At 67.3% G+C, this 21,827-nt stretch carries 19 protein-coding genes; 4 read left to right on the top strand and 15 right to left on the bottom strand.

Annotated features, from left to right (window positions below):
• Window positions 1-22: 22 nt before the first annotated feature.
• From rseP to KZX46_RS15240, 9 genes are all read right to left on the bottom strand, one after another.
• Window positions 23-1,159 (bottom strand): RIP metalloprotease RseP, encoded by a 1,137-nt coding sequence (gene rseP, locus KZX46_RS15280; protein ID WP_226895989.1) that lies wholly within the window; start codon window positions 1,157-1,159, stop codon window positions 23-25.
• Complete coding sequence (locus KZX46_RS15275; RefSeq protein ID WP_219774695.1) at window positions 1,159-2,322, bottom strand: 1-deoxy-D-xylulose-5-phosphate reductoisomerase; 1,164 nt, start codon at window positions 2,320-2,322, stop codon at window positions 1,159-1,161. Before KZX46_RS15275 ends, rseP begins: the two co-directional genes overlap by 1 nt.
• The gene (locus tag KZX46_RS15270) at window positions 2,319-3,143 is read right to left on the bottom strand and encodes a CDP-archaeol synthase (protein WP_226895988.1); all 825 of its coding nucleotides are present in this window, start codon (window positions 3,141-3,143) and stop codon (window positions 2,319-2,321) included. The genes KZX46_RS15275 and KZX46_RS15270 overlap by 4 nt, the downstream gene beginning before the upstream one ends.
• 1 nt (window position 3,144) lies before the next feature.
• Window positions 3,145-3,813, bottom strand: a complete 669-nt coding sequence (locus KZX46_RS15265; RefSeq protein ID WP_255615566.1) for an isoprenyl transferase — start codon at window positions 3,811-3,813, stop codon at window positions 3,145-3,147.
• A gap of 83 nt (window positions 3,814-3,896) precedes the next feature.
• The gene (frr, locus tag KZX46_RS15260) at window positions 3,897-4,466 is read right to left on the bottom strand and encodes a ribosome recycling factor (protein ID WP_219774693.1); all 570 of its coding nucleotides are present in this window, start codon (window positions 4,464-4,466) and stop codon (window positions 3,897-3,899) included.
• Window positions 4,467-4,470: 4 nt separating this feature from the next.
• On the bottom strand, window positions 4,471-5,193 hold the full coding sequence (gene pyrH / locus KZX46_RS15255; RefSeq protein ID WP_216707651.1) for a UMP kinase: 723 nt from the start codon (window positions 5,191-5,193) through the stop codon (window positions 4,471-4,473).
• A gap of 67 nt (window positions 5,194-5,260) precedes the next feature.
• A complete protein-coding gene (gene tsf / locus KZX46_RS15250; protein ID WP_219774692.1) occupies window positions 5,261-6,214 on the bottom strand; it encodes a translation elongation factor Ts in 954 nt (317 codons plus the stop codon).
• Between the two features lie 117 nt (window positions 6,215-6,331).
• Window positions 6,332-7,240, bottom strand: coding sequence for a 30S ribosomal protein S2 (rpsB, locus tag KZX46_RS15245; protein WP_219774691.1), 909 nt, complete (start codon window positions 7,238-7,240; stop codon window positions 6,332-6,334).
• A gap of 171 nt (window positions 7,241-7,411) precedes the next feature.
• Window positions 7,412-8,191: a hypothetical protein gene (locus tag KZX46_RS15240; protein ID WP_219774690.1), complete on the bottom strand. Its 780-nt coding sequence runs from the start codon at window positions 8,189-8,191 to the stop codon at window positions 7,412-7,414.
• A gap of 220 nt (window positions 8,192-8,411) precedes the next feature.
• Here KZX46_RS15240 and KZX46_RS15235 point away from each other — a divergent pair, with 220 nt between their 5' ends.
• On the top strand, window positions 8,412-10,109 hold the full coding sequence (locus KZX46_RS15235) for an alkaline phosphatase family protein (RefSeq protein WP_226895986.1): 1,698 nt from the start codon (window positions 8,412-8,414) through the stop codon (window positions 10,107-10,109).
• Between the two features lie 100 nt (window positions 10,110-10,209).
• Here KZX46_RS15235 and dnaE read toward each other — a convergent pair whose 3' ends face one another.
• From dnaE to KZX46_RS15220, 3 genes are all read right to left on the bottom strand, one after another.
• A complete protein-coding gene (dnaE, locus tag KZX46_RS15230; RefSeq protein ID WP_219774689.1) occupies window positions 10,210-13,653 on the bottom strand; it encodes a DNA polymerase III subunit alpha in 3,444 nt (1,147 codons plus the stop codon).
• Window positions 13,654-13,749: 96 nt separating this feature from the next.
• The gene (locus tag KZX46_RS15225; protein WP_219774688.1) at window positions 13,750-14,292 is read right to left on the bottom strand and encodes a GNAT family N-acetyltransferase; all 543 of its coding nucleotides are present in this window, start codon (window positions 14,290-14,292) and stop codon (window positions 13,750-13,752) included.
• Complete coding sequence (locus KZX46_RS15220) at window positions 14,289-15,002, bottom strand: hypothetical protein (RefSeq protein WP_219774687.1); 714 nt, start codon at window positions 15,000-15,002, stop codon at window positions 14,289-14,291. The genes KZX46_RS15225 and KZX46_RS15220 overlap by 4 nt, the downstream gene beginning before the upstream one ends.
• A gap of 141 nt (window positions 15,003-15,143) precedes the next feature.
• Here KZX46_RS15220 and recO point away from each other — a divergent pair, with 141 nt between their 5' ends.
• The 3 genes from recO to parC all read left to right on the top strand — a co-directional run bounded on the left by recO (window position 15,144) and on the right by parC (window position 19,516).
• Window positions 15,144-15,860 (top strand): DNA repair protein RecO, encoded by a 717-nt coding sequence (recO, locus tag KZX46_RS15215; protein WP_219774686.1) that lies wholly within the window; start codon window positions 15,144-15,146, stop codon window positions 15,858-15,860.
• Between the two features lie 72 nt (window positions 15,861-15,932).
• Entirely contained in the window at window positions 15,933-17,228 is a 1,296-nt protein-coding gene (locus KZX46_RS15210) for an OmpP1/FadL family transporter (protein ID WP_219774685.1), read from the top strand.
• Between the two features lie 53 nt (window positions 17,229-17,281).
• Window positions 17,282-19,516 carry a DNA topoisomerase IV subunit A gene (parC, locus tag KZX46_RS15205; protein ID WP_219774684.1) on the top strand — a complete coding sequence of 745 codons (2,235 nt, stop codon included), beginning with the start codon at window positions 17,282-17,284 and terminating at the stop codon, window positions 19,514-19,516.
• On the opposite strand, the gene KZX46_RS15200 is transcribed toward parC, so the two are convergent.
• From KZX46_RS15200 to KZX46_RS15190, 3 genes are read right to left on the bottom strand one after another with little or no spacing between them, the layout of a single operon-like run.
• Window positions 19,513-20,691, bottom strand: a complete 1,179-nt coding sequence (locus KZX46_RS15200; protein WP_219774683.1) for a CCA tRNA nucleotidyltransferase — start codon at window positions 20,689-20,691, stop codon at window positions 19,513-19,515. The two genes, parC and KZX46_RS15200, sit on opposite strands and share 4 nt — an antisense overlap.
• On the bottom strand, window positions 20,688-21,272 hold the full coding sequence (locus tag KZX46_RS15195; protein WP_219774682.1) for a CoA pyrophosphatase: 585 nt from the start codon (window positions 21,270-21,272) through the stop codon (window positions 20,688-20,690). The genes KZX46_RS15200 and KZX46_RS15195 overlap by 4 nt, the downstream gene beginning before the upstream one ends.
• Window positions 21,269-21,817, bottom strand: coding sequence for a DUF1285 domain-containing protein (locus KZX46_RS15190; RefSeq protein ID WP_219774681.1), 549 nt, complete (start codon window positions 21,815-21,817; stop codon window positions 21,269-21,271). The genes KZX46_RS15195 and KZX46_RS15190 overlap by 4 nt, the downstream gene beginning before the upstream one ends.
• Window positions 21,818-21,827 lie beyond the last annotated feature (10 nt).

Below are 21,827 nucleotides of genomic sequence, written 5' to 3'. Positions count from 1 at the left end.
TTCGCCCCCGCGAACCGCACTTTCACCCGAACAGCCCCGAAAGGTGCTGCCAGACACCGACCGCAGCCAGATCGTTCCACGTCAGGAAAACCATCAGCGACAAAAGTGCGGCAAACCCCGACATGAAGGCAAATTCCTGAACCTTCGGTGCCAAGGGTCGCCGACGGACGGCTTCAACCGCGTAGAGGAACAGATGCCCCCCGTCCAGCATCGGAACTGGCAGGAGATTGATGAATCCGAGATTAATCGAGATTAGCGCCATGAACTGCACGAGGTTGGGCAACCCGAGCGCCGCCTGCTGGCCCGAAATCTGCGCGATCTTGATCGGCCCGCCAAGTTCGGTAACGGCGCGACGGCCGGTGACGACATCGACGATACCATCGGCCATCGTCCCGGTAAGCAGCCAGACTTCCTTGATAGCGTAGCCGAGCGCGGCGGGCGGTGCGACCTTGACTACGATCCGCCCCCCGCTACCGACGCCGAGCTGGCCCTGCTGGTAGTGATTGCCGAAGCGGTCGACCTCATCGATGATTTTAGGGCGCACCGTCAGGTGGAGGCGCTTCCCGGCGCGATCGACCTCGGCATCAATGGGAGCGCCGGTGCTCATCGTCACGACGCGAATGACGTCTTCGAAGCGCTCGACCGGCGCGTTGTCGAGCGTGACGATACGGTCCCCTGCGACGAACCCGGCGCGCTCGGCAGGGCTCCCGGCGACGACTTTCGCCACGCGTGCGGGTGTGAAGGCATGCCCGTAGATCGCGAAGAAAGCCGCGAATACAGCGATTGCGAAAGCAAAATTGGTGAGCGGTCCAGCGAGAATAATGATCGCCCGCTGCCACAACGGTTTCGATTGAAACATCACCGCGCGTTCCGCTGGGGTCGCTTCAGTGACATCAGTAGCTTCGCTCGCTGCGTTCATGTCTCCCGCGAATTTGACATACCCGCCGAGCGGCAGCAGTCCAACCTTCCAGCGTGTCCCGCGGCGGTCGGTCCAGCCGACGATCTCGCGCCCGAACCCGATCGAAAAAGCGTCGGCCTTTACCCCGAAGATGCGTCCTGCAAGGTAGTGGCCGAACTCGTGGATGAAGACGAGGACACCGATGACAACGGCGAAGGTTGCAAGCGTGAGGATCAGGCTCGGTTGCGGCATCGTCTCCATCAGCGCATCCTCTCCGCCATGAGCCGCGTCGCCTCGATGCGAGCGCGGGCATCGATCGCCACGACCTCGTCGAGCGACGCGATCGGTGCGGCTTCGAGGCAATCGAGGGTATCCGCGACGATTGCGGCGATATCAAGAAAGCCGATCTGACCGGCGAGAAAGCCCGCGACGGCAACCTCATTTGCGGCGTTGAGCACCGCGGGCGCCGATCCGCCGGTACGAAGCGCCGCCCATGCGAGGCCGAGCGCAGGGAAGCGCTCGAAGTCTGGCGCTTCGAACTCGAGCCGCGCGACGGCCGCGAGGTCGAGCCGCGCGCTCGGCGTCGCCATACGCTCGGGCCACGCGAGACAGTAGGCGATTGGGGTCCGCATATCGGGGGACCCGAGCTGCGCGAGCATCGACCCGTCGATGTATTCGACGAAGCTGTGGACGACTGACTGCGGGTGGACGATGACCTCGAGTTGGTCGGCGGTGACCGGGAACAGATGATGCGCCTCGATCAGCTCGAGTCCCTTGTTCATCAGCGTCGCTGAATCGACCGAGATCTTCGCGCCCATCGACCAGACCGGGTGATTGCATGCCTGCTGCGGGGTCGCCGCACGCATTGTCTCGATCGAGGCGGTGCGGAACGGACCGCCCGATGCCGTCAAGATGACCCGCGTGACGCGCTCGGGCCGCGCATGGTCGAACACTTGGAAAATCGCATTATGCTCGGAATCGACCGGCAGCAGTACCGACCCCGATGCTTTCGCTGCCGCGCGCACAAGATCGCCCGCGCAGACCAAGGTTTCCTTGTTGGCTATGGCGAGCGTCGCGCCCCGCTCGACCGCTGCGAGCGTCGGCGGCAAGCCCGCCGCGCCGACGATCGCCGAGAGGACGACCTCGGCAGGTCGCCGTGCGGCATCGCAGAGCGCGCTTGCGCCTGCCGCGACCTCAATGCCGCTCCCGGCGAGCGCGTCCTTAAGCGCGGCGTAGCAGGTCTCGTCGGCGACGACTGCCAATGCTGCGCCGACGGCACGCGCCGCACTTGCCAACCCGGCGACATCGCGGTGGGCCGTAAGCGCTTCGACCTTCCAATTAGCGGGCGCGCGCTTGATCAGGTCGAGCGTCGACGCCCCGACCGACCCGGTCGCGCCGAGAACGGTAATTCCGCGCGGGCTCATGGTGTAATTCCGCTGATCGCGACGATTGCCGCGGCAAAGACCGCGACCGGCACGAGGCCGTCGATCCGGTCCATCACGCCGCCATGCCCCGGCAGCAAATTTCCTGAGTCCTTGACCCCGGCGCGGCGCTTAAGCCAGCTTTCGAACAAGTCGCCCACGATCGCCACCACCGCGAGAAACGCCGCGATGATGCTGAAGATGACGATCGTCTGAATGTGACTGACGTCGCCGTCGACGGTCGGACCAATCGCCAGCGAGGTCAGGATCGCACCGGTAATAATCGCCGCGATGACCCCTCCGATCGCGCCTGCCCACGTCTTGTTCGGGCTGATCGCTGGCGCGAGCTTGCTACCGCCAATCGCGCGGCCGGTGAAATACGCCCCGATATCGGTCGCCCAGACAACAGCGAGGACCGCAATCGTCAAGGCAATCCCGGTGTTGGGCAGGCCGCGTAGCCAGATCAGCGCGATCATCGGCAGGCCGCAATAGAGCAATCCTGCGGCAAGCCAGAAGGCACGCTGGCGGTCGAAGCTGCGCATAAAGAGGCCGAGCAGCCCGGCGGATGCCGCGAGAACGATGATCGCATCGACTGACGATTGACGCGCGGCGACACCGCCGGTGAACGCGAGCACAATGAGACTTGCCAGGCGAAACCCCCGGCCGATGCCGTGCATGACACACCATTCGGCGCTCATCAGCAGGACTGCGATGGCAACCAGCGCGGTGAAGACAGGCCCGCCGTACCAGACTGCGGCGCAGGCAACGACGATCAGCGCGGCGCCGACGACGATACGGGTTATCAGCCCACCGCCGGCGGTCACGTCAGCGCCCGCCATAACGCCGGTCGCGTGTGCCGAACGCCGTTACCGCCGCAGTCAGCGACGCGGCGTTGAAATCGGGCCAGAGTTCGTCGGTGAAGACGAGTTCGGCGTACGCCGCCTGCCACAGCAGGAAGTTAGACAGCCGCTGCTCGCCGCTGGTACGAATGACGAGATCGGGCGGCGGCAGGTCGACGGTGTCGAGCCGCGCCTCGATCGCCGCAGCATCGATCGCCGCCGGATCGAGCGTGCCCTCGAGCGCCGCCGTCGCGAGTTCGCGCACGACGCGCGTCAGTTCGTCGTGCGACCCGTAATTAAGCGCGAGAACCAGCGTCATCTTCGTATTGTCGCGGGTCAGTTCGGCGGCTTCGCCCAGAAGGGTGACGAGGTCGCCGTTCAGCCCCGACAAGTCGCCAATGAAGCGCATACGGATGCCGTTGCGATGGAGTTCGGCGATTTCGGTGCGGAGATAATGGCGGAGGAGGCCCATGAGGTCGCTCACCTCGTCGGCGGGGCGGCGCCAATTCTCGCTTGAAAAAGCGTACAGCGTCAGAACTTCGATGCCGAGCGTCGGCGCGGTCTCGACTGCACGACGGACCGCCTCAACGCCCTTGCGATGCCCGGCGAGGCGCGGCAAATGACGCTTTTTCGCCCAGCGCCCGTTGCCGTCCATGATGATCGCGACATGCCGCGGCGGTGCCCCCGCGCCCCCGCCAGCTGCTACGGCCCCTGCGTCGCGATTGGCGGGACGCAGGCTCACTTGCCGAGGATTTCCTTTTCCTTCGCGCCCGACACGGCATCCATCTCGCCGGTGATCTTATCGGTGATCTTCTGGACGTCGGTCTCGAGCTTCTTCTGCCCGTCCTGGCTGATGTCGCCCTTCTTCTCGGCGGCCTTGAGGCTCTCCATCCCGTCGCGGCGGACGTTGCGAACAGCGATCTTCGCCTTTTCGGAATATTGCGAAGCGAGCTTGGCGAGTTCCTTGCGGCGCTCCTCGGTTAGATCGGGGATCGGCAGGCGCAGCGTCTGGCCGTCGGTGATCGGGTTGAGCCCGAGACCCGCCGAGCGGATCGCCTTCTCGACCATCTGGACGTTCGACTTGTCCCAGATCTGGACCGACAGCATGCGCGGTTCGGGGGCGGTGACCGTCGCGACCTGCGACAGCGCCATGTTCGAGCCATAGACCTCGACTGTCACCCGGTCGAGCAGCGACGTCGACGCGCGCCCGGTCCGCAGCCCGCCGAGATCGGACCTGAGCGCATCGACCGCCGAGTTCATCCGCCGTTCGAGATCGGCCTTGTGCGCCACTGCATCGAATATCGCCATCGTCTTATCCTTCCCCGCCAACGGTCGTCGACACACCTTCGCCCGCAAGGACCGCAGTCAAGCTGCCCTCGGCGCGGATGTTGAACACGACGATCGGAATGTTGTTGTCGCGGCACAAAGCAACCGCACTTGCATCCATCACCTTTAGATCATCCGCCAGGACCTTGGAAAAGCTAAGCGTTTCATAGCGCTTGGCGGTTGCGACCTGTTTCGGGTCGGCGTCGTAGACACCGTCGACGCTCGTGCCCTTAAATAGCGCGTCACAGCCCATTTCAGCGGCGCGGAGGGCGGCGGCGGTGTCGGTGGTGAAGAACGGATTGCCGGTGCCGGCAGCGAAGATCACCACCCTACCCTTTTCGATGTGTCGCTCGGCACGCCGCCGGATGTATGGCTCGCACACGCTTGCCATCGGAATGGCCGACTGGACCCGAGTATCGACCCCGGCGCGTTCGAGTGCGTTCTGCACCGCGAGTGCGTTCATCACCGTCGCAAGCATGCCCATGTAATCGGCACTCGCGCGATCGAAGCCCTTCGCTGCTGCGGCCAGACCGCGAAAGATGTTGCCGCCGCCGACGACGAGACACAGCTCGTAGCCAGCGTCGCGAGCGCGCTTGACCTCGACCGCGATGCGCGCGGTTTCGGCGGGGTCGATGCCATACTGGCCTGACCCCATCAGCGCTTCGCCCGACAGTTTGAGCAGGATGCGCTTATACGCTGGTCGAGCCATAGGGATCGTCAACTCCGGGAACCGCGGCGACACTAGAGACGGGGCTGGACGCTGCCAACCCCGGCGATCAGGCGCGAGGTTCAGACGGCGACGCGATCCCCGAGGCAGCAGCGACTTCGGCGGCGAAGTCGCTGGTTTCGCGCTCGATACCCTCGCCGAGCTGGAAGCGGACGAATTCGGTGACGGTGATCGGCGTGCCGGCGGTCTTGGCGGCGGCGGCGACGACATCGCCGACCTTCGACTTGCCGTCGATGACGAACACCTGCGTCAGCAGCGCGTTCTCCTGGCGGTACTTCTTGACGCCGCCCTCGATCATCTTCTCGACGATCTCGGCGGGCTTGCCCGAACCGGCGGCCTTCTCGCGGGCGATCGCACGCTCACGCTCGACGACTGCGGGATCGAGGCCGTTCTCGTCGCGCGCCAGCGGGTTGGCGGCGGCGATGTGCATCGCGATCTGGCGGCCGAGCGGCTCAAGAACGTCGGGCGACGCCGACGACTGGAGGCCGACGAGGACGCCGATCTTGCCCATGCCGGTGACCACGGCGTTGTGGACGTACGAAACGACGACGCCTTCGGAGACTTCGACGATCTTTGCGCGGCGCAGCGATTGGTTCTCACCGATCGTCGCGATGTTGTGGAGCAGGACGTCCTTGACGCTCATGCCGTCGCGCTCGGGGTAGAGCGCGCCGAGAAGGACTTCGACATCGTCGCCGTGGGTCGCCGACATGCCGGTGACGGTGCGGACAAAGCTCTGGAACTGGTCATTCTTGGCGACGAAGTCGGTCTCGGAGTTGACCTCGACCGCCGCGCCGCGCTTACCGTTGACCTGAACGCCGACGAGGCCCTCGGCGGCGGTGCGCCCGGCCTTCTTAGCGGCCGAGGCGAGACCCTTGGTGCGGAGCCAATCGACCGCAGCTTCCATCTCGCCGCCGTTTTCGCTCAGCGCCTTCTTGCAGTCCATCATGCCCGCGCCGGTACGGTCGCGCAGGTCCTTGACCATGCTCGCGGTGATGTCGGCCATGGGATGCTCCTTATGCTAGTGGCGTCATCCCCGCGGAAACGGGGGCCCGTCACCCCACCCAGTGGTGGTGACGGGCCCCCGCCTTCGCGGGGATGACGATAGATTTAATCAGCGAATTTAAGCGGTTGCCGTCTCGTGCTCGACCGTCGCGGCAGTCGCGACATCAATCATCTGCGCGGCGACTTCGACATCGGCCGCCGGAGCGACGTGGACACCGACGTCACCAAGCGCTTCGACCATCGTCGTCGGCAGCGGCTCGGCGTGAACCGGAGCAGGCGCGGCGTAGACTTCGACCGGCGGCTCGTCCATCGCGCCAAGGTCGATACCCTGGCTGGCCTGGCGACCCTGGCGGGCGTCGATGATCGTGTCGGCGATCGCGTTGCAATACAGCAGCACGGCGCGGCTGGCGTCGTCGTTACCCGGAACCGGGAAGGCGATGCCGCTCGGATCGGTGTTGGTGTCGAGGATCGCGATGACCGGGATGCCGAGCGTGTTGGCTTCCTTGATCGCGAGGTCTTCCTTGTTGACGTCGATCACGAAGATGATGTCGGGGAGGCCGCCCATGTCGCGGATGCCGCCGAGCGACAGCTCGAACTTATCGCGCTCGCGGGTGAGCTTGAGGACTTCCTTCTTGGTCAGGCCGGCGGTATCGCTCGACAGCTGCTCCTCGAGCATCTTGAAGCGCTTGATCGAGCCCGAGATCGTCTTCCAGTTGGTCAGCATGCCGCCGAGCCAGCGGTGATTGACATAATGCTGGCCCGACCGGCGCGCGGCCTCGGCGACGGGGTCCTGCGCCTGGCGCTTGGTCCCAACGAACAGAACCTTGCCGCCGCTGGCGACGGTGGCGCGGACGAAGTCGAGCGCGCGCGCGAACAGCGGCACGGTCTGCGACAGGTCGATGATGTGGACGCCGTTGCGGTCGCCGAAGATGTAGGGCTTCATCTTCGGGTTCCAGCGGTGGGTCTGGTGGCCGAAGTGGGCACCGACTTCCAAAAGCTGCGCCATCGAGACGACAGGGGTCGCCATAAGTCTTTCTCCTCTATCCGGTTGGACCGCCGCAGGGGGTGTAACGGGCGAGCCCGGCACCGGATGGGTTGCCCCTGCGTGAGTGGTTTCGTGAGGCGTCGTCAAATAGCCGGATGGCGCGCCGAATGCAAGCATTTCGGAAGCGGCTGCCTCGACTGCCTCAACTTCGCCTCACCCGCCCCGCTCCTCGACACGCTCGTCGATCCGGATGCGGACCCAAACGCCGATCAGCGCTTTGCCGCCGACGCGCGGTGGGCGGACGTGGAATTGGAACGCCGCCTGTCGCATCCCGCGCGACAACCCGAGCCCGGGCTGCGAATCACCGAGCTCCTGGCAATCCTCGACGCGGTTTCGCTCGGCGGTACGGCAGGCGATCACCCCCCAGCTTGCGTTCGGCAAATTCCGCGGGAGATAGGTCGACAACTCGGCGTTGGTCGGTTCGGTGACCCACTCGGCGTTATACAGCGGCTCGCCACCGGGGGCACCGTTGGCGCTGTAAAGCGACCCCGCCTCATTGCCTGCGCCGACCTTGCCCGGGCCGACGCCGGTGCCGTCGGTCGCTGATGCCACGTCGTTCTTGTGGTTGGGCAGCGCGGCGATGTCGACCGCCTCCATCAACTCTGTGGTGAACGGCTTTGTCGACGGCTGGTCGGACTTCGGGACCGCGACGAGCGGCTTGGTCACGACGCGGCTCGGCGCCTTGCGCGGCGGCGCCCCGGCGTGCGCGTGCTTCGCCTGGACGACCGGCTTCTTTGCCGGAGTCGGTGCCTGGATTGGCGACAGGGTGAAAGTCTTCGGCCCGGGCGGAGCCTTCGGCGGCTTGGTGTTGAGCGACAACAGCAATAACGCGAGCAGCATGTGGACGAGGATGACGAGGATGACCCCCGTCGCACGCCGACTGAGCTTGGGGCGATCGAACATCGCAAACTTGGGGAAGAACGCCGCACGCATGGCTCGCCGCGCTACCCCGCGCTGCGGTGCGGCACAAGGCGGCGCGAGAGGTTTCGACGAAAAGGCATTCACCGCAGGGGGGTACGCAGGCGCAGCGACAATCCCTTGCCCGTTGGCTAGCAGCGCCCGTCTTCATGCGCGCAATCGACGCCCCCTACCCTCTGACGCCAAACGGTAATATCGGCGTGGCATCGGCTCGTCTTCGCTTGGGGAACTCGACATGGCATGGATGCAGACACGGATTCTCGGGCTGACCGCCATGTTGCTCGCAGCACCGGTGTTCGCCGCGCCTCCGGTCACGACCACCGCGCCGCCGGTGCCTAAGCTGATCGTCGCAATCTCGGTCGACCAGTTCTCCGCAGCGTTGTTCGACCAGTATCGCAGCCGTTTCACGGGCGGGCTCAAGACGATGGCCGACCACGGCGTCGTCTTTGCCAATGGCTACCAGAGCCATGCCGCGACCGAGACCTGCCCCGGCCACTCGACGATCCTGACCGGCCGCCACCCCTCGGCGACCGGCATCGTCGCCAACAGCTGGTACGACAGCGCCGCCAAGGCGCAGGTCTATTGCATGCACGACCCCGCTTCGCCCGTCCCCGGCCGCCCCGACGCGCCGCGCGGTCCCGCCAACCTCAAGGTACCGACGCTCGGCGAGTGGATGAAGGCGGCGAACCCCGCGAGCCGGACCTTCGCGGTGTCGGGCAAGGACCGCGGCGCGATCACGATGGCAGGCCACGGTGCCGAAGGCACCTTCTGGTGGGACGACGCCAACGGCGGCTTCACCACCTATGTCCCCGCCGGATTAAACGAAGCGGCGCGCCTCGCCCCCGTCGCGGCCTATAACGCGGCGCTCGCGGCGAAATGGCTCAAGGCCGCGCCGAAGTGGGTGCCGCTCGATCCGAAGTGCAAGGTCAACCTCGGACCGCGCCGTTATGGCCGGCTGACGGTCGACGACGAACTGCCGCCGCTCGGCTGGATCGCCCCTGCCCCCGGGACCGACTTCTCGAAAGACAGTTATTTCCAGTCGTGGCTGCGCGCGTCGCCGATCTACGACCAGATCGCGATCGACCTCGCGACGCAATTGATCGCGACGCAGAAGCTCGGCCAGGGCGCCGCACCCGACGTCCTCGCGATCAGCCTCAGCGCGACCGATTACGTTGGCCACCGCTACGGGGCCGAAAGCGCCGAGCAATGCGATAACCTCGCGCACCTCGATGCGATGCTCGGAGTGTTCCTCGGCAAGCTCGAGGCGCTCAAGATCCCTGTCCTCGTCGTACTGACCGCCGACCACGGCAGCATCGACGTCGCCGAGCGTGTCGCGGGGCGCGGCTTCCCTGCAGTCCGGGTCAACCCGAAGACGCTGATGACCGAAGTCGGCGCGGCAGTGCAGGCCGATCTCAAGCTCGACGCCAGCCCGCTCGCGGGCGACCCGTACGAGATCACGATCGTTCCGCCTGAAGGGGCGAACGCCAAGCTGATCGAGCGGATCGGCGAGGCCACGATCGCAGAGCTTCGCAAGCGCCCCGAGGTCGTCGAGGTCTACACCAAGGCGCAGGCGCTCGCCGGCCAGCCGCCGAAGGGCAAGCCCGCCGACGAAATGACCCTGCTCGAACGCATCGCCGAATCGACCGATCCGGTCCGCAGCGGCGACATCATGGCGGTACTGCGGCCGTACACCACGCTCGGCGACCCGCAGTCGCTCGGCGACACGATCGCCGGGCATGGGTCGGTATGGAACTACGACCGCCGCGTCCCGATCCTGTTCTGGTGGCCGGGAGCCGCGGGCTTCGAACAGCCGCTGCCGGTCGAAACGGTCGACATCGCGCCGACGCTGGCGGCGGTGGTCGGGGTGAAGACGCCGGTGGTCGATGGCCGGTGCCTCGATCTGGATCGAACCGGGGCGACGACCTGCCGGTAGGACGACTGCCCGGAGCTTATTGTGTCATCCGGCGATGGCACTAACTTCATTGGTCTCTGCGGCGAAGACATGATCTTCGCCGCATAATTTGGAAACCCCGCTAACTCGCCGCCATCAACCGTACCCCGGCGACCCCCCGCAGTCGCTCGACCTTCGCGACGACCTCGTTATCGATCGCAAAATCCATGCCGAGCGACAGGTTCGCGCGGCCGCCGCCGCCGAGCGGGACCAGCGCGACGATCTCGCCTTTGCCCCCTCGCCTGCTCGACACCAGCCCTGCGAGCGCGTCGATCCCTGCCCCCGACAGCTCGACCGTCAGGCGGCAGCGAGACGCCTTCGCCAGCGCGGCGAGCGGCTTGACCCCGCGGATCGTCACGCGCGGCGTGTCCTCGCCCGGCCGCCACATCAACTCGGCGTTGACCAGCACCGCGTCGGCAGCGGCGTGCGCGGCGACGATCTGTGTCTGCGCGGCGTCGTCGAAGCAGCTCGCGACATATTGGCCGCTCGCGTCGGACATCGTAAGCAGCAGGTATTTGTCGCTCTTGCCGTTCTGCGGGGTGCGCCATTTGAGGTCCTCGATCAGCCCCGCCATCGTCGCTGGCAGTCGCCCGCCCCCGGGGGGTGGCTCGACCGTCGCGCACTGGGCATAGGTCTTCGCGCCGTGGGCCGTGAGGATGTGCGCGAAGCCCTCGACCGGGTGGCCCGAGAAGTAAAAGCCGAACGCATCCTTCTCGTGCGCCATCGTCTCGGCAAGGGTCCAGCCCATCCCCGGCGGCACGAGCATCGCCAGCCCGCGGTCGTGACTCTCGCCGAACATCGCGACCTGCGCGCTGTCACGCGCGGCGGCGGCGTTCTGCGCGGTGCCGAGGATCGCCTCGGCGAGGGCATGGACCCCGGCGCGGTTCTTCTCGATGCCGTCGAACGCACCGCCGCCGACGAGCGCTTCGAGCTGGCGCTTGTTCAGCAGCTTCGGGTCGACCCGCCGCGAGAAGTCGGCGAGCCCGCTGAACCGCCCGCCGCGCGCCCGCTCCTCGGCGATCCCGGCCATCGCTTTCTCGCCGACGCTTTTCAGCGCCGCCAGCCCGAAGCGAACGCCGCTGTCCTCGACAGTAAAGTCGGCGTCGCTCGCGTTGATGCACGGCGGCAGGCACGGCACCGCCATCCGCCGCATGTCGTCGACGAAGATCGCCAACCGGTCGGTGTTGGTGATGTCGAACGCCATCGACGCGGCGTAGAATTCGACCGGGTGGTGGGTCTTGAGCCACGCGGTGTGGTAGCTGACGAGCGCGTAAGCGGCAGCGTGGCTCTTGTTGAAACCGTATCCGGCGAACTTGTTGACCAGCTCGAAGATCGCTGCGGCCTGGCGCTTGTCGACGCCGTTCTTTGCCGCGCCGTCGGCGAAGCGCGCCTTTTGCGCCTGCATCTCGGCGGCGATCTTCTTGCCCATCGCGCGGCGCAGCAGGTCGGCCTCGCCAAGGCTGTAGCCGGCGAGGATCTGGGCGATCTGCATCACCTGTTCCTGGTAGATGATGACGCCGTAGGTTTCCTTGAGGACGCCCTCGAGGCTCGGGTGGAGATAGTCCGGCACCTCCTCGCCGTTCTTGCGGCGGCCAAAGCTCGGGATATTCTCCATCGGCCCCGGGCGGTACAGCGCGCCGAGGGCGATGATGTCGGCGAAGCAGTCGGGTCGGACCTGCGTCAGCGCGCGCCGCATGCCCTCGGATTCGAACTGGAACACCCCGACGGTGTCGCCGCGCGCGATCAGCCGGTACGTCTCCTCGTCGTCGAGCGGGAGCCCGGCGAGGTCGAGGACGACGCCTTTCGCCAGCAGCAGTTCGCGCGCGCGTTCGAGCACCGACAGCGTCTTGAGCCCGAGAAAGTCGAACTTGACCAGCCCCGCCTTCTCGACCCACTTCATGTCGAACTGGGTCACCGGCATGTCCGAGCGCGGGTCGCGGTACATCGGCACGAGCTGGCTCAGCGGCCGGTCGCCGATAACGACGCCGGCAGCGTGGGTCGACGAGTGGCGCGGCAGGCCTTCGAGCTTGAGCGCGATCTCGAGCAAATGCGCGACCTTGGGATCGCGGTCGCGCTCGGCCACCAGCTCGGACACGCCGCTGATCGCGCGCGCCAGAGTCCACGGATCGGTCGGATGATTTGGGATCAGCTTGGCGATGCGGTCGATCTGCCCGTACGGCATCTGCAGCACCCGCCCGACGTCCTTGAGGACCGCGCGCGCCTTCAATTTCCCGAAGGTGATGATCTGCGCGACCTGCCCGCGTCCGTAGCGCGTCTGGACGTAGCGGATGACCTCGACGCGGCGGGTTTCGCAGAAGTCGATGTCGAAGTCGGGCATCGACACGCGCTCGGGGTTGAGGAAGCGCTCGAACAGCAGGCCGTGCTGCAACGGGTCGAGGTCGGTGATCGTCAGCGCCCAGGCGACGACCGATCCGGCGCCCGATCCGCGCCCGGGACCAACCGGAATGCCCTGCGCCTTCGCCCATTGGATGAAGTCCGCGACGATCAGGAAGTAGCCCGGAAAGCCCATCCGAGCGATGACGCCCAGCTCGAACACGCAGCGCTCGCGGTACGGGGTCGCCGCGTCGCCGCTGAGGCCGAGCGCCTCGAGCCGCCGGTCGAGCCCCGCTGTCGCCTGATCGGCGAGCGCGGTCACCTCGGCGGCGGGATCGCCCGCGAGGCTCGGCAGGATCGGCTCGCGCGACGGAGCCTTGTACGCGCAGCGCTGGGAAACGACGAGCGTCGTCGCGCACGCCTCGGGCAGATCGGCGAACAGCTCGAGCATCGCCTTCGCTGGCTTGAGCCAATGCTCGGGGTTCGACCGCCGCCGTTCGCTCGTCTCGACATAGGCACCGTCGGCGATGCACAGCATGACGTCGTGCGCGGCGTGGACTTTGGCGTCGATGAAGCGCGACGGATTGGTCGCGACGATCGGCAGGTCGCGGGCATGGGCGAGTTCGACGAGCGCGGCTTCGGCCTTTATCTCGATCGGATCGCCGCTCCGGCTCAACTCGATGTATAGCCGGTCGGGGAATAGCGCGACGAGCGCGTCGGCGTAGGCGTCCGTATCCTGCCCCTCGGCGAGCAGCCGCGCGAGAGCACCCTCGGGCCCCGCCGTCAGCGCGATCAGCCCGGCGGTCCGGCCTTCGAGCCCGGCGAGCGTCAAATGCGGCTCGTCTGCGGCATCGCAGCCGAGATGCGCGTCGCTGACGATCGCGATGAGGTTGTCGTACCCGGTCTTGTCCTGCGCGAGCAGCACCAGCCAGTCGCACGTCATCCGTCCCGCCGGGGTCCGCGAGCCCGGCCGCTCGACCGCGACGAGCGCGCCGATGATCGGCTGGACCCCCTGCCCGCGGCACGCTTCGGAGAACTCCATCGCGCCGAACATGTTGTTGCGGTCGGTCAGCGCGACCGCCGGCAGCTTCATCGTCCGGCACGCCGCCGCGATCGCCTCAGGCGTCATCGCCCCCTCGAGCATCGAATATGCCGACTGGACGCGGAGGTGGACGAACGGAGCGTGGGGCATCGGCAGAGAATAAGACGCGGACGACGATTCGGCTATGGCGCGGCGGCGCGAAGGCCCAGATCGCTGTGGATATCCCCTGAGGGCTCCGTATTCGCTCTAGGCGAGCGGGCCTGCGGCAAAGCCTTCGCGGTCGATCGCGTAGATGACGTGGCGGACGATGCCGGAGGGATAATCGGCGTCGTAGGTGCGATCGGTCAGGCGGCCGCCGATCTTCTCCATCGCGCGACGCGAGCGGATGTTTGCTTCGCCAACGAGGAACAGCGCGCGGTCGAAGTGGCGCAGCGCATGGCCGATCATCAGGCGCTTCAAGTCGGCGTTGGCCGCCCCGCCCCAATAATTGCGGGCGAGGAAGGTCCAGCCGATCTCGACCTCGCCGGGCTCGACGCGTGCGAGATCGTAGCGCGAGAAGCCGATCACCGCGCCCGATACCGGATCAGTCGCGACGAGCCCGCCGCCGCTCGCCAGTCCCTCGTCGAAGAAGCGGCGAAAGACCGGCTCCTGCCAACGGTCGTGGACCGGATGGACCGCCCAGATCAGTGGATCGGAGGCGACGGCGTAGAGCGCGTCCCAGTCGTCGGGCTCGATCGGACGCAGCGCGACGAGTTCACCACGCAGCGTCGGTTGAAGATCGGCGCTCACTGCGGCACCGCAAACACCGCTGCCGACAGTGGCGCGGTGTCGACGCTATCGATGTCGAGCGTCGTCGTATGCGCCGGATTGCCGTCGGTCTCGATCGCGAGAGTCGGCGCGCAGACCCCCGACACGGTCCGGTAGTTGCGCAGCTCGGCGACCTGATGACCGACGACGACCCGCGCGACGCGGTGGCTCGCGCGGTCGATCCACAGGTCGAAGTCCTCGCTCCTATCCGGGCGAACCGTAATGACATCGTAGACCGTTGCGCCGACGGTGCGCGGATCGCTGGCGACCACCGCCGCCGGAAATCGGGTCGGCATGAAATACGCGAAATTGCTCAGATAGGCGTCTCGAACGTGCAGACGGCTCGAGCCCGACGGTGCACCGGAGTCGATCCCGCCGCCGGGCAGCCGCCGCCACGACGTCGTGCCGTCGGTGCCGACATGGCTGACCGGCATGCCGCCGGGTTCGGTCCGCATCGCCATCGCGAGGCTGGTGATCGCGCTCCACTCCTCGTAGCTGCCCTCGGGATGCCCGGCGATCGTGATGCGCCCACGTTCATGCCACCCGGTGAGACGATCCCATGCCGGACCGCCGCACGCGGCACGCGCATCGGCGAGGATCTTCTGTCCGCGCATGACATCGATCGGGATATCCGCCGCGACCGCGCTGGTGCCGACCGCCAGCATCGCTGCCAGTCGCAATAATGCCCGCATAGTCATCCCCGTACCCCCGATTGGCGGCGACCCTAGTCGCCGGCGGCGCGATCGCAAAGCTGCACGCCGATTGCCGCGCCGGACCGCCTTTGCGGCGGCAAAGATGGCCGGCATCCACCGGAACGCCTATCTGCTGGCACGATGGACCTCGACACGCCAGCGATCGTCGCCGCGGTGCTGCCCCACGGCGAGCATGGCGCGGTCGTGCGCTTCCTTACCGAAAGCGACGGGTTGGTCGCCGGCTACGTCCCCGGCGGCCGATCGCGCGCGCTGCGTCCAGCCCTGCAGCCCGGCAACGGCGTTGCAGTCCGGCTGCGCGGTCGTGCGGCGAGCCAACTCGCCAGCGCCGCGGTGGAGCTTGTCCGCGCGCGGACCGTCCTCGCCACCGGACGGGTGTCCGCAGCCGCGCTCGACTGGCTTTGCGCGCTGACCGCGACGGCGTTGAGCGAGGCGACGCCCTCCCCCCGGCTGTACGTCGCGCTCGACGGGCTACTCGACGCGATGACCTTCGCCGAAGACGCGAGCCAGTGGCTACCCGGCGTCGTTCGCTACGAATTGCTGCTCCTCGCCGAACTCGGCTTCGGCCTCGACCTGACGGCGTGCGTCGCGACCGGCGCGACGACCGATCTTGCGTTCGTTTCGCCCAAGTCGTCGCAAGCAGTCAGCCGTGGCGCGGGGTCGCCCTACGCGACGAAGCTCCTGCCGCTCCCGGCATTCCTGCTCGGCAACCACCCCGCGAGCGCTGCCGATCTCGCCGACGGGCTGCGCACGACCGGGTGGTTTCTCGAACGCGATGTCCTCATCGGGCGAGCCGCCAGCCTCATCCCCGCACGTCAGCGTTTCGTCGGGATGGCGTAGGGGGTTTACGCACAGGTCAACGCGGTCTAGCAGCGCGGCACCGGGGGGCTATCGATCGATCAAGGACCCCGAATGAACCGAAGCTTTATCGTCGCCGCTCTCGTTACCGCCAGCGGCGCCGCCCCTGCGATCGCGGGGGGCTTCTACCTTCAGGAACAGTCGCCGCTCGCGGTCGGACGTGCGTTCGCCGGTGAGGCCGCCGCCGCCGACTCCGCCGCGACGGTCTTCTACAATCCCGCCGGGATGACCAACCTGCCCGGTGTCAGCGTCGATGCCGGCGGCCATTTGCTGTTCGTCCAGTCGAGCCAGACCAACCGTGGCAGCACGCGCTCGGCAGCGGGCAACCAGGGCAGCTTCCCCACCGGCGGCGGCAACGGCGGCAACCCGTTCGACCAGCCGGTGATCATCCCGTCGGGCTATTTCTCGGCGCAGATCGAGGGCTCGCGGCTGTGGCTCGGCCTCGGCATCAGCGCGCCGTTCGGGGTCAAGGTGGTCTACGACAACGGCTGGTTCGGCCGCTACGATTCGATCCGCTCCGACGTCGAGAGCCTCAACATCCAGCCGACCGCGGCGTACAAGCTGACCGACCGCATCTCGATCGGTGGCGGCTTCGACATCCAGCGGATGACCGCGAAGCTGTCGAGCGCATTGCCCAACGTCTCGCCGCTCCTCCCCGACGGCCTGCTTGAGATCCGCGGGCAGGACATGGCGTTCGGCTGGAATGCCGGCGTCAGCGTCGACCTCGGCGCGGTCCGGCTCGGCGCGCACTACCGCAGCCACATCGACCACCAGCTTTCGGGCGTCGCGGCGATCAGCGGCCTGCTCGGCCCGCTCGCGGCGAGCAACGGCGGCACGCGCGGTTTTGCGCCGCTCAGCACCCCCGACATCGCCAGCGTCGGCGCGACCTTCGGTACCGGCAAGCTGCGCCTCCTCGCCGGGGGCAGCTTCTACAAGTGGAGCCGCTTCAAGAACATCAACGTCAACACGCCGACCGGAGTGACGTTCCTGTCGAGCGCGCAGAACTATCGCGACACGTACAGCGTCAGCGCCGGCGCCGAATATGCGCTGTCGAAGAAGCTGACGCTCCGCGCCGGTACGATGTACGACCAGACGCCGACCCGCGACGCCTACCGCACGACCCGCGTTCCCGACGGTGACCGGATCTGGGCGACGACCGGCGTCACTGCCCAGCTGACCAAGGCGGTCGCGGTCAACATGTCGTATGCGCACATCTTCGTGAAGAGCGAGGCGGTCAACCGGACCGACCCCTTGTTCGCCGGGAGCCCTGCGGTGACGACGATCAACACGCTGTCGACCAACCAGGGCCACGCCAACGAGATCGCATCGAGCATCTCGCTGCGGTTCTGACGCTTTCGGTCTGACTCTAGCCATGGCGCGAGCGAACCCGTATCGCTCGCGCCATGCTCGAAGACCCAAGAATTCTCGATACCCCGTTCGCCGACGCGCTCAGCGAACGCTACCTCGTCTACGCGCTGTCGACGATCACCGCGCGGTCGCTCCCCGATGTCCGCGACGGGCTCAAGCCGGTCCACCGGCGCATCCTGTGGGGGATGCGGCTGCTCAAGCTCGATCCCGCGACGGGCTACAAGAAATGCGCGCGGATCGTCGGCGACGTCATGGGCAAGTACCACCCGCACGGCGACGCCTCGATTTACGACGCGCTGGTGCGGCTCAGCCAGTCGTTCGCGCTCCGCTACCCGCTGATCGACGGACAGGGCAATTTCGGCAACATCGACGGCGATAACGCCGCGGCGATGCGCTACACCGAGGCGCGGCTGACGATCGCCGCCGCCGACCTGATGGACGGCCTCGACGAGAACAGCGTCGCCTTCCGCGAGACGTATAACGGCGAGGAGGAAGAACCCGAGGTCTTCCCGGCCGCCTTCCCCAACCTGCTGGCGAACGGCGCGAGCGGCATCGCGGTCGGCATGGCGACATCGATCCCGCCGCACAATGTTGCCGAGATAGCCGATGCCGCGACGGTGCTGCTCGACAATCCTGAGGCTTCGATCGACGAGTTGATGCAACACCTCAAGGGTCCGGACTTTCCGACGGGCGGAGTCGTCGTCGAACCAGCATCGGCGATCACCCAGGCGTATGCCACCGGGCGCGGCAGCTTCCGCCTGCGCGCGCGCTGGTCGGTCGAGCCGGCGGGTAACGGGACGTGGGTCATCGCAGTCACCGAGATCCCGTATCAGGTCCAGAAGGGCAAATTGATCGAAGACATCGCCACGCTGATCAACGACAAGAAATTGCCGATCCTCACCGACGTCCGCGACGAGTCCGACACCGCGATCCGCCTGATCCTCGAACCGCGGTCGCGCAACGTCGACCCTGGCGTGCTGATGGAAAGCCTGTTCAAGCTGACCGATCTCGAGACGCGGTTTCCGTTGAATCTCAACGTGCTCGACCGCGATCACGTCCCGCGCGTGATGCCATTGAAGGCGGTGCTTCAGGCGTATCTCGACCATCAGATCGAGGTCACCGCCAATCGTACGACCTTTCGGCTGACGAAGATCGACGACCGGCTCGAACTCCTTGACGGCTATCTCAAGGCGTATCTGTCGATCGACGAGGTGATCCGCATCATCCGAGAGGAGGACGAGCCGAAGGCCGAACTGATCCGGCGGTTCGATCTCAACGAGCGGCAAGCCGAGGCGATCCTCAACCTCCGGCTGCGCGCGCTGCGGCGGCTCGAAGAAATCGAGATCACCAAGGAACACAAGGCGTTGTCGGCAGAGGCGAGCAAGCTGCGCGCACTCCTCGACAGCCCCAAGGCGCAGGCGAAGCGCCTCCGCGACGACCTCGCCAAGCTGCGCAAGCGCTACGGACCCGAGACTGAACTCGGGCGGCGGCTGACCGAGATCGGCACCGCGCCGGTGGTGTCGATGATCCCGCTCGAGGCGATGATCGACCGCGAGCCGCTGACGGTGATCGTCTCGGCGAAGGGCTGGATCCGCGCGATGAAGGGTCATGTCGACCTCACCGCGCCCGACCTGCTCAAGTTCAAGGAGGGGGACGGGCCCGCCTTCGCCTTCCACGCCCACACCACCGACCGCATCGTCATCGCGGCGGCAACCGGGCGGTTCTATACACTTGGCGCCGATCGCTTGCCCGGCGGGCGAGGCTTTGGCGAGCCGGTGCGGCTGATGATCGACCTCGACGGGGCGGCGGCGATCGTCGCGCTGTTCGTCCACCGGCCGGGCGAGCGGCTGTTGCTCGCGGCGTCGGACGGGCGCGGGTTCATCGTCACCGGCGACGATTTGCTCGCGGAGACACGGAAAGGGCGCCAGGTGATGACGCCGCGCGCCGGGGCGAACCTCAAGATCGTGCGGCCGATCCCGGCCGACGACGATCACCTCGGCGTCGTCGGCGACAACCGCAAGCTGTTGATTATCAAGCTCGACGACGTGCCCGTCATGGCGCGCGGGCAAGGCGTGGCGCTGCAGAAATACCGTGATGGCGGGGTCGCCGACATCACCAGTTTCAAGCGCGCCGATGGCCTGTCGTGGGCGATGGGCGGATCGGGGACGCGGACGCGGACCGAGGCCGATGTCGGGCCGTGGGTCGGGCCGCGCGGCGGGATTGGGCGGATGCCGCCGCAGGGTTTCCCGCGCGACAACAAGTTCGCTTAAGCCGCCAACACCCTGGAAACGATGGGGTCGATGTCGGCAGGGAAGCCGGCGGCGATCCACTCGCGCTCGACTTCGCCGAGGCGGCGGCTGACTTCGGGGCCGGGCGGCAGTCCACGCGCGATCAGGTGGCGTCCCGAAACCGGCAGCACGGGCTTCGACCATGCCGTAATGAAGTCGGGCAAGTCGTTGTTATCCGACAGGATGCCGCGATCGATCGCGCTGTCGATGCCGTCGCGATACGCCATCTCGCCAAGGCTTCTGCCCCGGTCGGCGGTCAGCACCAGCCGCTTGCGCTCGACCTTCGACAGCCGCAGCCGCGTCGCGATGTCGTCGAGCAGCATCGCATCGACCGGCAGCAGCGCCGCCAGACGCCGCACGAACCCCGGCCGCACGCCCGCCGCACGCTCACCCGCACAGGTCCGCACCAATTGCGCAAGTCGCGCTCGCTCGATCTCGGGCAAAACCGGCGCGAGGATGGCGTGATCGAGCATCACCGCGAGCGTCGGTGCCGGATCGTCGGTGACGAGCAGCTTCGCCATCTCGTCGCGGACGCGCTCGCGCGACAGCGCCATCAGGTCGTTGGCGCGGGCGGTACACGCCGCCAGCCCGTCGGCGTCGATAGTCACCGCAAAGCGCGCCGAGAAGCGGAAGAAGCGGAGGATGCGCAGATGGTCCTCGGCGATCCGGTCGAGCGCGACGCCGATGAAGCGGACGCGCCGCGCCGCCAGATCGTCGAGGCCGCCGAAGAAATCGTCGATCTCGCCGCTGACCGGGTTGGCGTAGAGCGCATTGATCGTGAAGTCGCGGCGGGCGGCGTCGGCGCGCCAGTCGGCGGTGAAGGCGACCGTCGCATGGCGGCCGTCGGTGGCGACGTCGCGGCGCAGCGTCGTCACCTCGGCATGAAAGCCGTTGGCGACTGCGGTGACGGTGCCGTGGGCGATGCCGGTCGGAACCGCCTTGAGCCCCGCGGCCTCGAGCCGGGCGAGAACATTGGCGGGTTCGAAGACCGTCGCGAAATCGATGTCGCTGACCTTAAGCCCAAGCAGGCTGTCGCGGACCGCGCCACCGACCAGCCGCGTCGACCCGCCGGCGACGTCGAGCGCGGCGGCGATCGCCCGCGCGCCCTTGCCGACGAGCCACGGCTGCGGCCCGAGCGTCACGGCGAACGCCGTCATGCCAGCCGCCGTGACAGGTTGACGATCATCGCCGCGGTCGCCCCCCAGATCTCGTGCGTCTCCCAGCTAATGACATAATAAGACCGCAGCCGTCCCTGCCATTCGCTCTGGCGGAGCTGGTGGTTCACCGGATCGAGGACAAAATCGAGCGGCACCTCGAAGATCGACGCGACCTCGCCGGCGGCGGGAACGAGCGGCAGGTTAGGCGCGATCAGTCCGATCACCGGGACGATGTGATACCCCGTCCCCGTCGAATAGGTGTCGGTCATCCCGATGACGTCGACCGCATGCGGCGGCAGCGCGACCTCCTCGTGCGCCTCGCGCAGCGCGGCGGCGGTCGGGTCGGCGTCGCCGGGGTCGATCCGCCCGCCGGGAAATGCGATCTGGCCCGCGTGACGGCGCAGCGTGTCGGTCCGCCTTGTCAGCAGGATGGTCGGGCGGTCGTGGGTTACGACCCCGATCAGCACCGCTGCGGGGGTCAGCGCCGCTGGCGCCTCGATCTCGTTGCCGGGAAAGTCCCAGTCGCCGCGGCGGCCCTCCCCGGGTCCGGTGGCGCGGGCGAGCCGCTCGCGCAGCGTCATGCGGCGAACGGAAAGAAGACGCCGCCGCTCCACAGCCCCGGCGGGGTCGCGTCCTCGGCGAGTGCCCAGTCGGCGAGGTCGTAGAAGGTCGCGCGGTTGACCAGCGCATCCAACCCGCCGCGAACATGGACGTACGGGCGCGGGGTGCCGTCGTCCGCCGCCTCGACGCGGAGCAGGTTGCCGGGACCGGCGACGACGTGGTCGCCGGTGTTGAGGCGAAAGGCGAGCGTGCGCCCCTGCCCCTCCCCTTCGCTCGTCACCGCGACCGCGACGAACGGCGCGTCGTCGACGACGATGTCGAGCTTCTCGCCGGGGGTGACGAGGACGTAGCCGCCGTCGGCCTCGCGCCGCAGGATCGTCGAGAACAGCCGGACGAGTTCGACGCGGCCGATCGGCGTGCCGCCGTGAAACCAAGTCCCGTCGGCGGCGATCCGCATGTCGCTGTCGCCACAATGCGCCGGATTCCATTGATCGACCGGCGGCAGCTTGCGCTCGCCGAGCAGGGTCGCGATCTCGGCGAGCGTCGGAGCGGTTTCGGTCGGCATCGATTATCCT

This window comes from Polymorphobacter sp. PAMC 29334 (assembly GCF_019431245.1).
GTDB classification, from domain to species: domain Bacteria; phylum Pseudomonadota; class Alphaproteobacteria; order Sphingomonadales; family Sphingomonadaceae; genus Polymorphobacter_B; species Polymorphobacter_B megasporae.
The sequence above is the reverse complement of the archived record's forward strand: the minus strand, read 5'-3'. Positions and strand labels throughout refer to the sequence as shown.

Coding starts and splice junctions, on each gene's coding strand:
- rseP (WP_226895989.1), bottom strand. CDS start 1,159: ATGGAGACGATGCCGCAACCGAGCCTGATCCTCACGCTTGCAACCTTC.
- KZX46_RS15275 (WP_219774695.1), bottom strand. CDS start 2,322: ATGAGCCCGCGCGGAATTACCGTTCTCGGCGCGACCGGGTCGGTCGGG.
- KZX46_RS15265 (WP_255615566.1), bottom strand. CDS start 3,813: ATGGACGGCAACGGGCGCTGGGCGAAAAAGCGTCATTTGCCGCGCCTC.
- frr (WP_219774693.1), bottom strand. CDS start 4,466: ATGGCGATATTCGATGCAGTGGCGCACAAGGCCGATCTCGAACGGCGG.
- pyrH (WP_216707651.1), bottom strand. CDS start 5,193: ATGGCTCGACCAGCGTATAAGCGCATCCTGCTCAAACTGTCGGGCGAA.
- tsf (WP_219774692.1), bottom strand. CDS start 6,214: ATGGCCGACATCACCGCGAGCATGGTCAAGGACCTGCGCGACCGTACC.
- rpsB (WP_219774691.1), bottom strand. CDS start 7,240: ATGGCGACCCCTGTCGTCTCGATGGCGCAGCTTTTGGAAGTCGGTGCC.
- KZX46_RS15240 (WP_219774690.1), bottom strand. CDS start 8,191: ATGCGTGCGGCGTTCTTCCCCAAGTTTGCGATGTTCGATCGCCCCAAG.
- KZX46_RS15235 (WP_226895986.1), top strand. CDS start 8,412: ATGGCATGGATGCAGACACGGATTCTCGGGCTGACCGCCATGTTGCTC.
- dnaE (WP_219774689.1), bottom strand. CDS start 13,653: ATGCCCCACGCTCCGTTCGTCCACCTCCGCGTCCAGTCGGCATATTCG.
- KZX46_RS15220 (WP_219774687.1), bottom strand. CDS start 15,002: ATGCGGGCATTATTGCGACTGGCAGCGATGCTGGCGGTCGGCACCAGC.
- recO (WP_219774686.1), top strand. CDS start 15,144: ATGGACCTCGACACGCCAGCGATCGTCGCCGCGGTGCTGCCCCACGGC.
- KZX46_RS15210 (WP_219774685.1), top strand. CDS start 15,933: ATGAACCGAAGCTTTATCGTCGCCGCTCTCGTTACCGCCAGCGGCGCC.
- parC (WP_219774684.1), top strand. CDS start 17,282: ATGCTCGAAGACCCAAGAATTCTCGATACCCCGTTCGCCGACGCGCTC.
- KZX46_RS15200 (WP_219774683.1), bottom strand. CDS start 20,691: ATGACGGCGTTCGCCGTGACGCTCGGGCCGCAGCCGTGGCTCGTCGGC.
- KZX46_RS15195 (WP_219774682.1), bottom strand. CDS start 21,272: ATGACGCTGCGCGAGCGGCTCGCCCGCGCCACCGGACCCGGGGAGGGC.
- KZX46_RS15190 (WP_219774681.1), bottom strand. CDS start 21,817: ATGCCGACCGAAACCGCTCCGACGCTCGCCGAGATCGCGACCCTGCTC.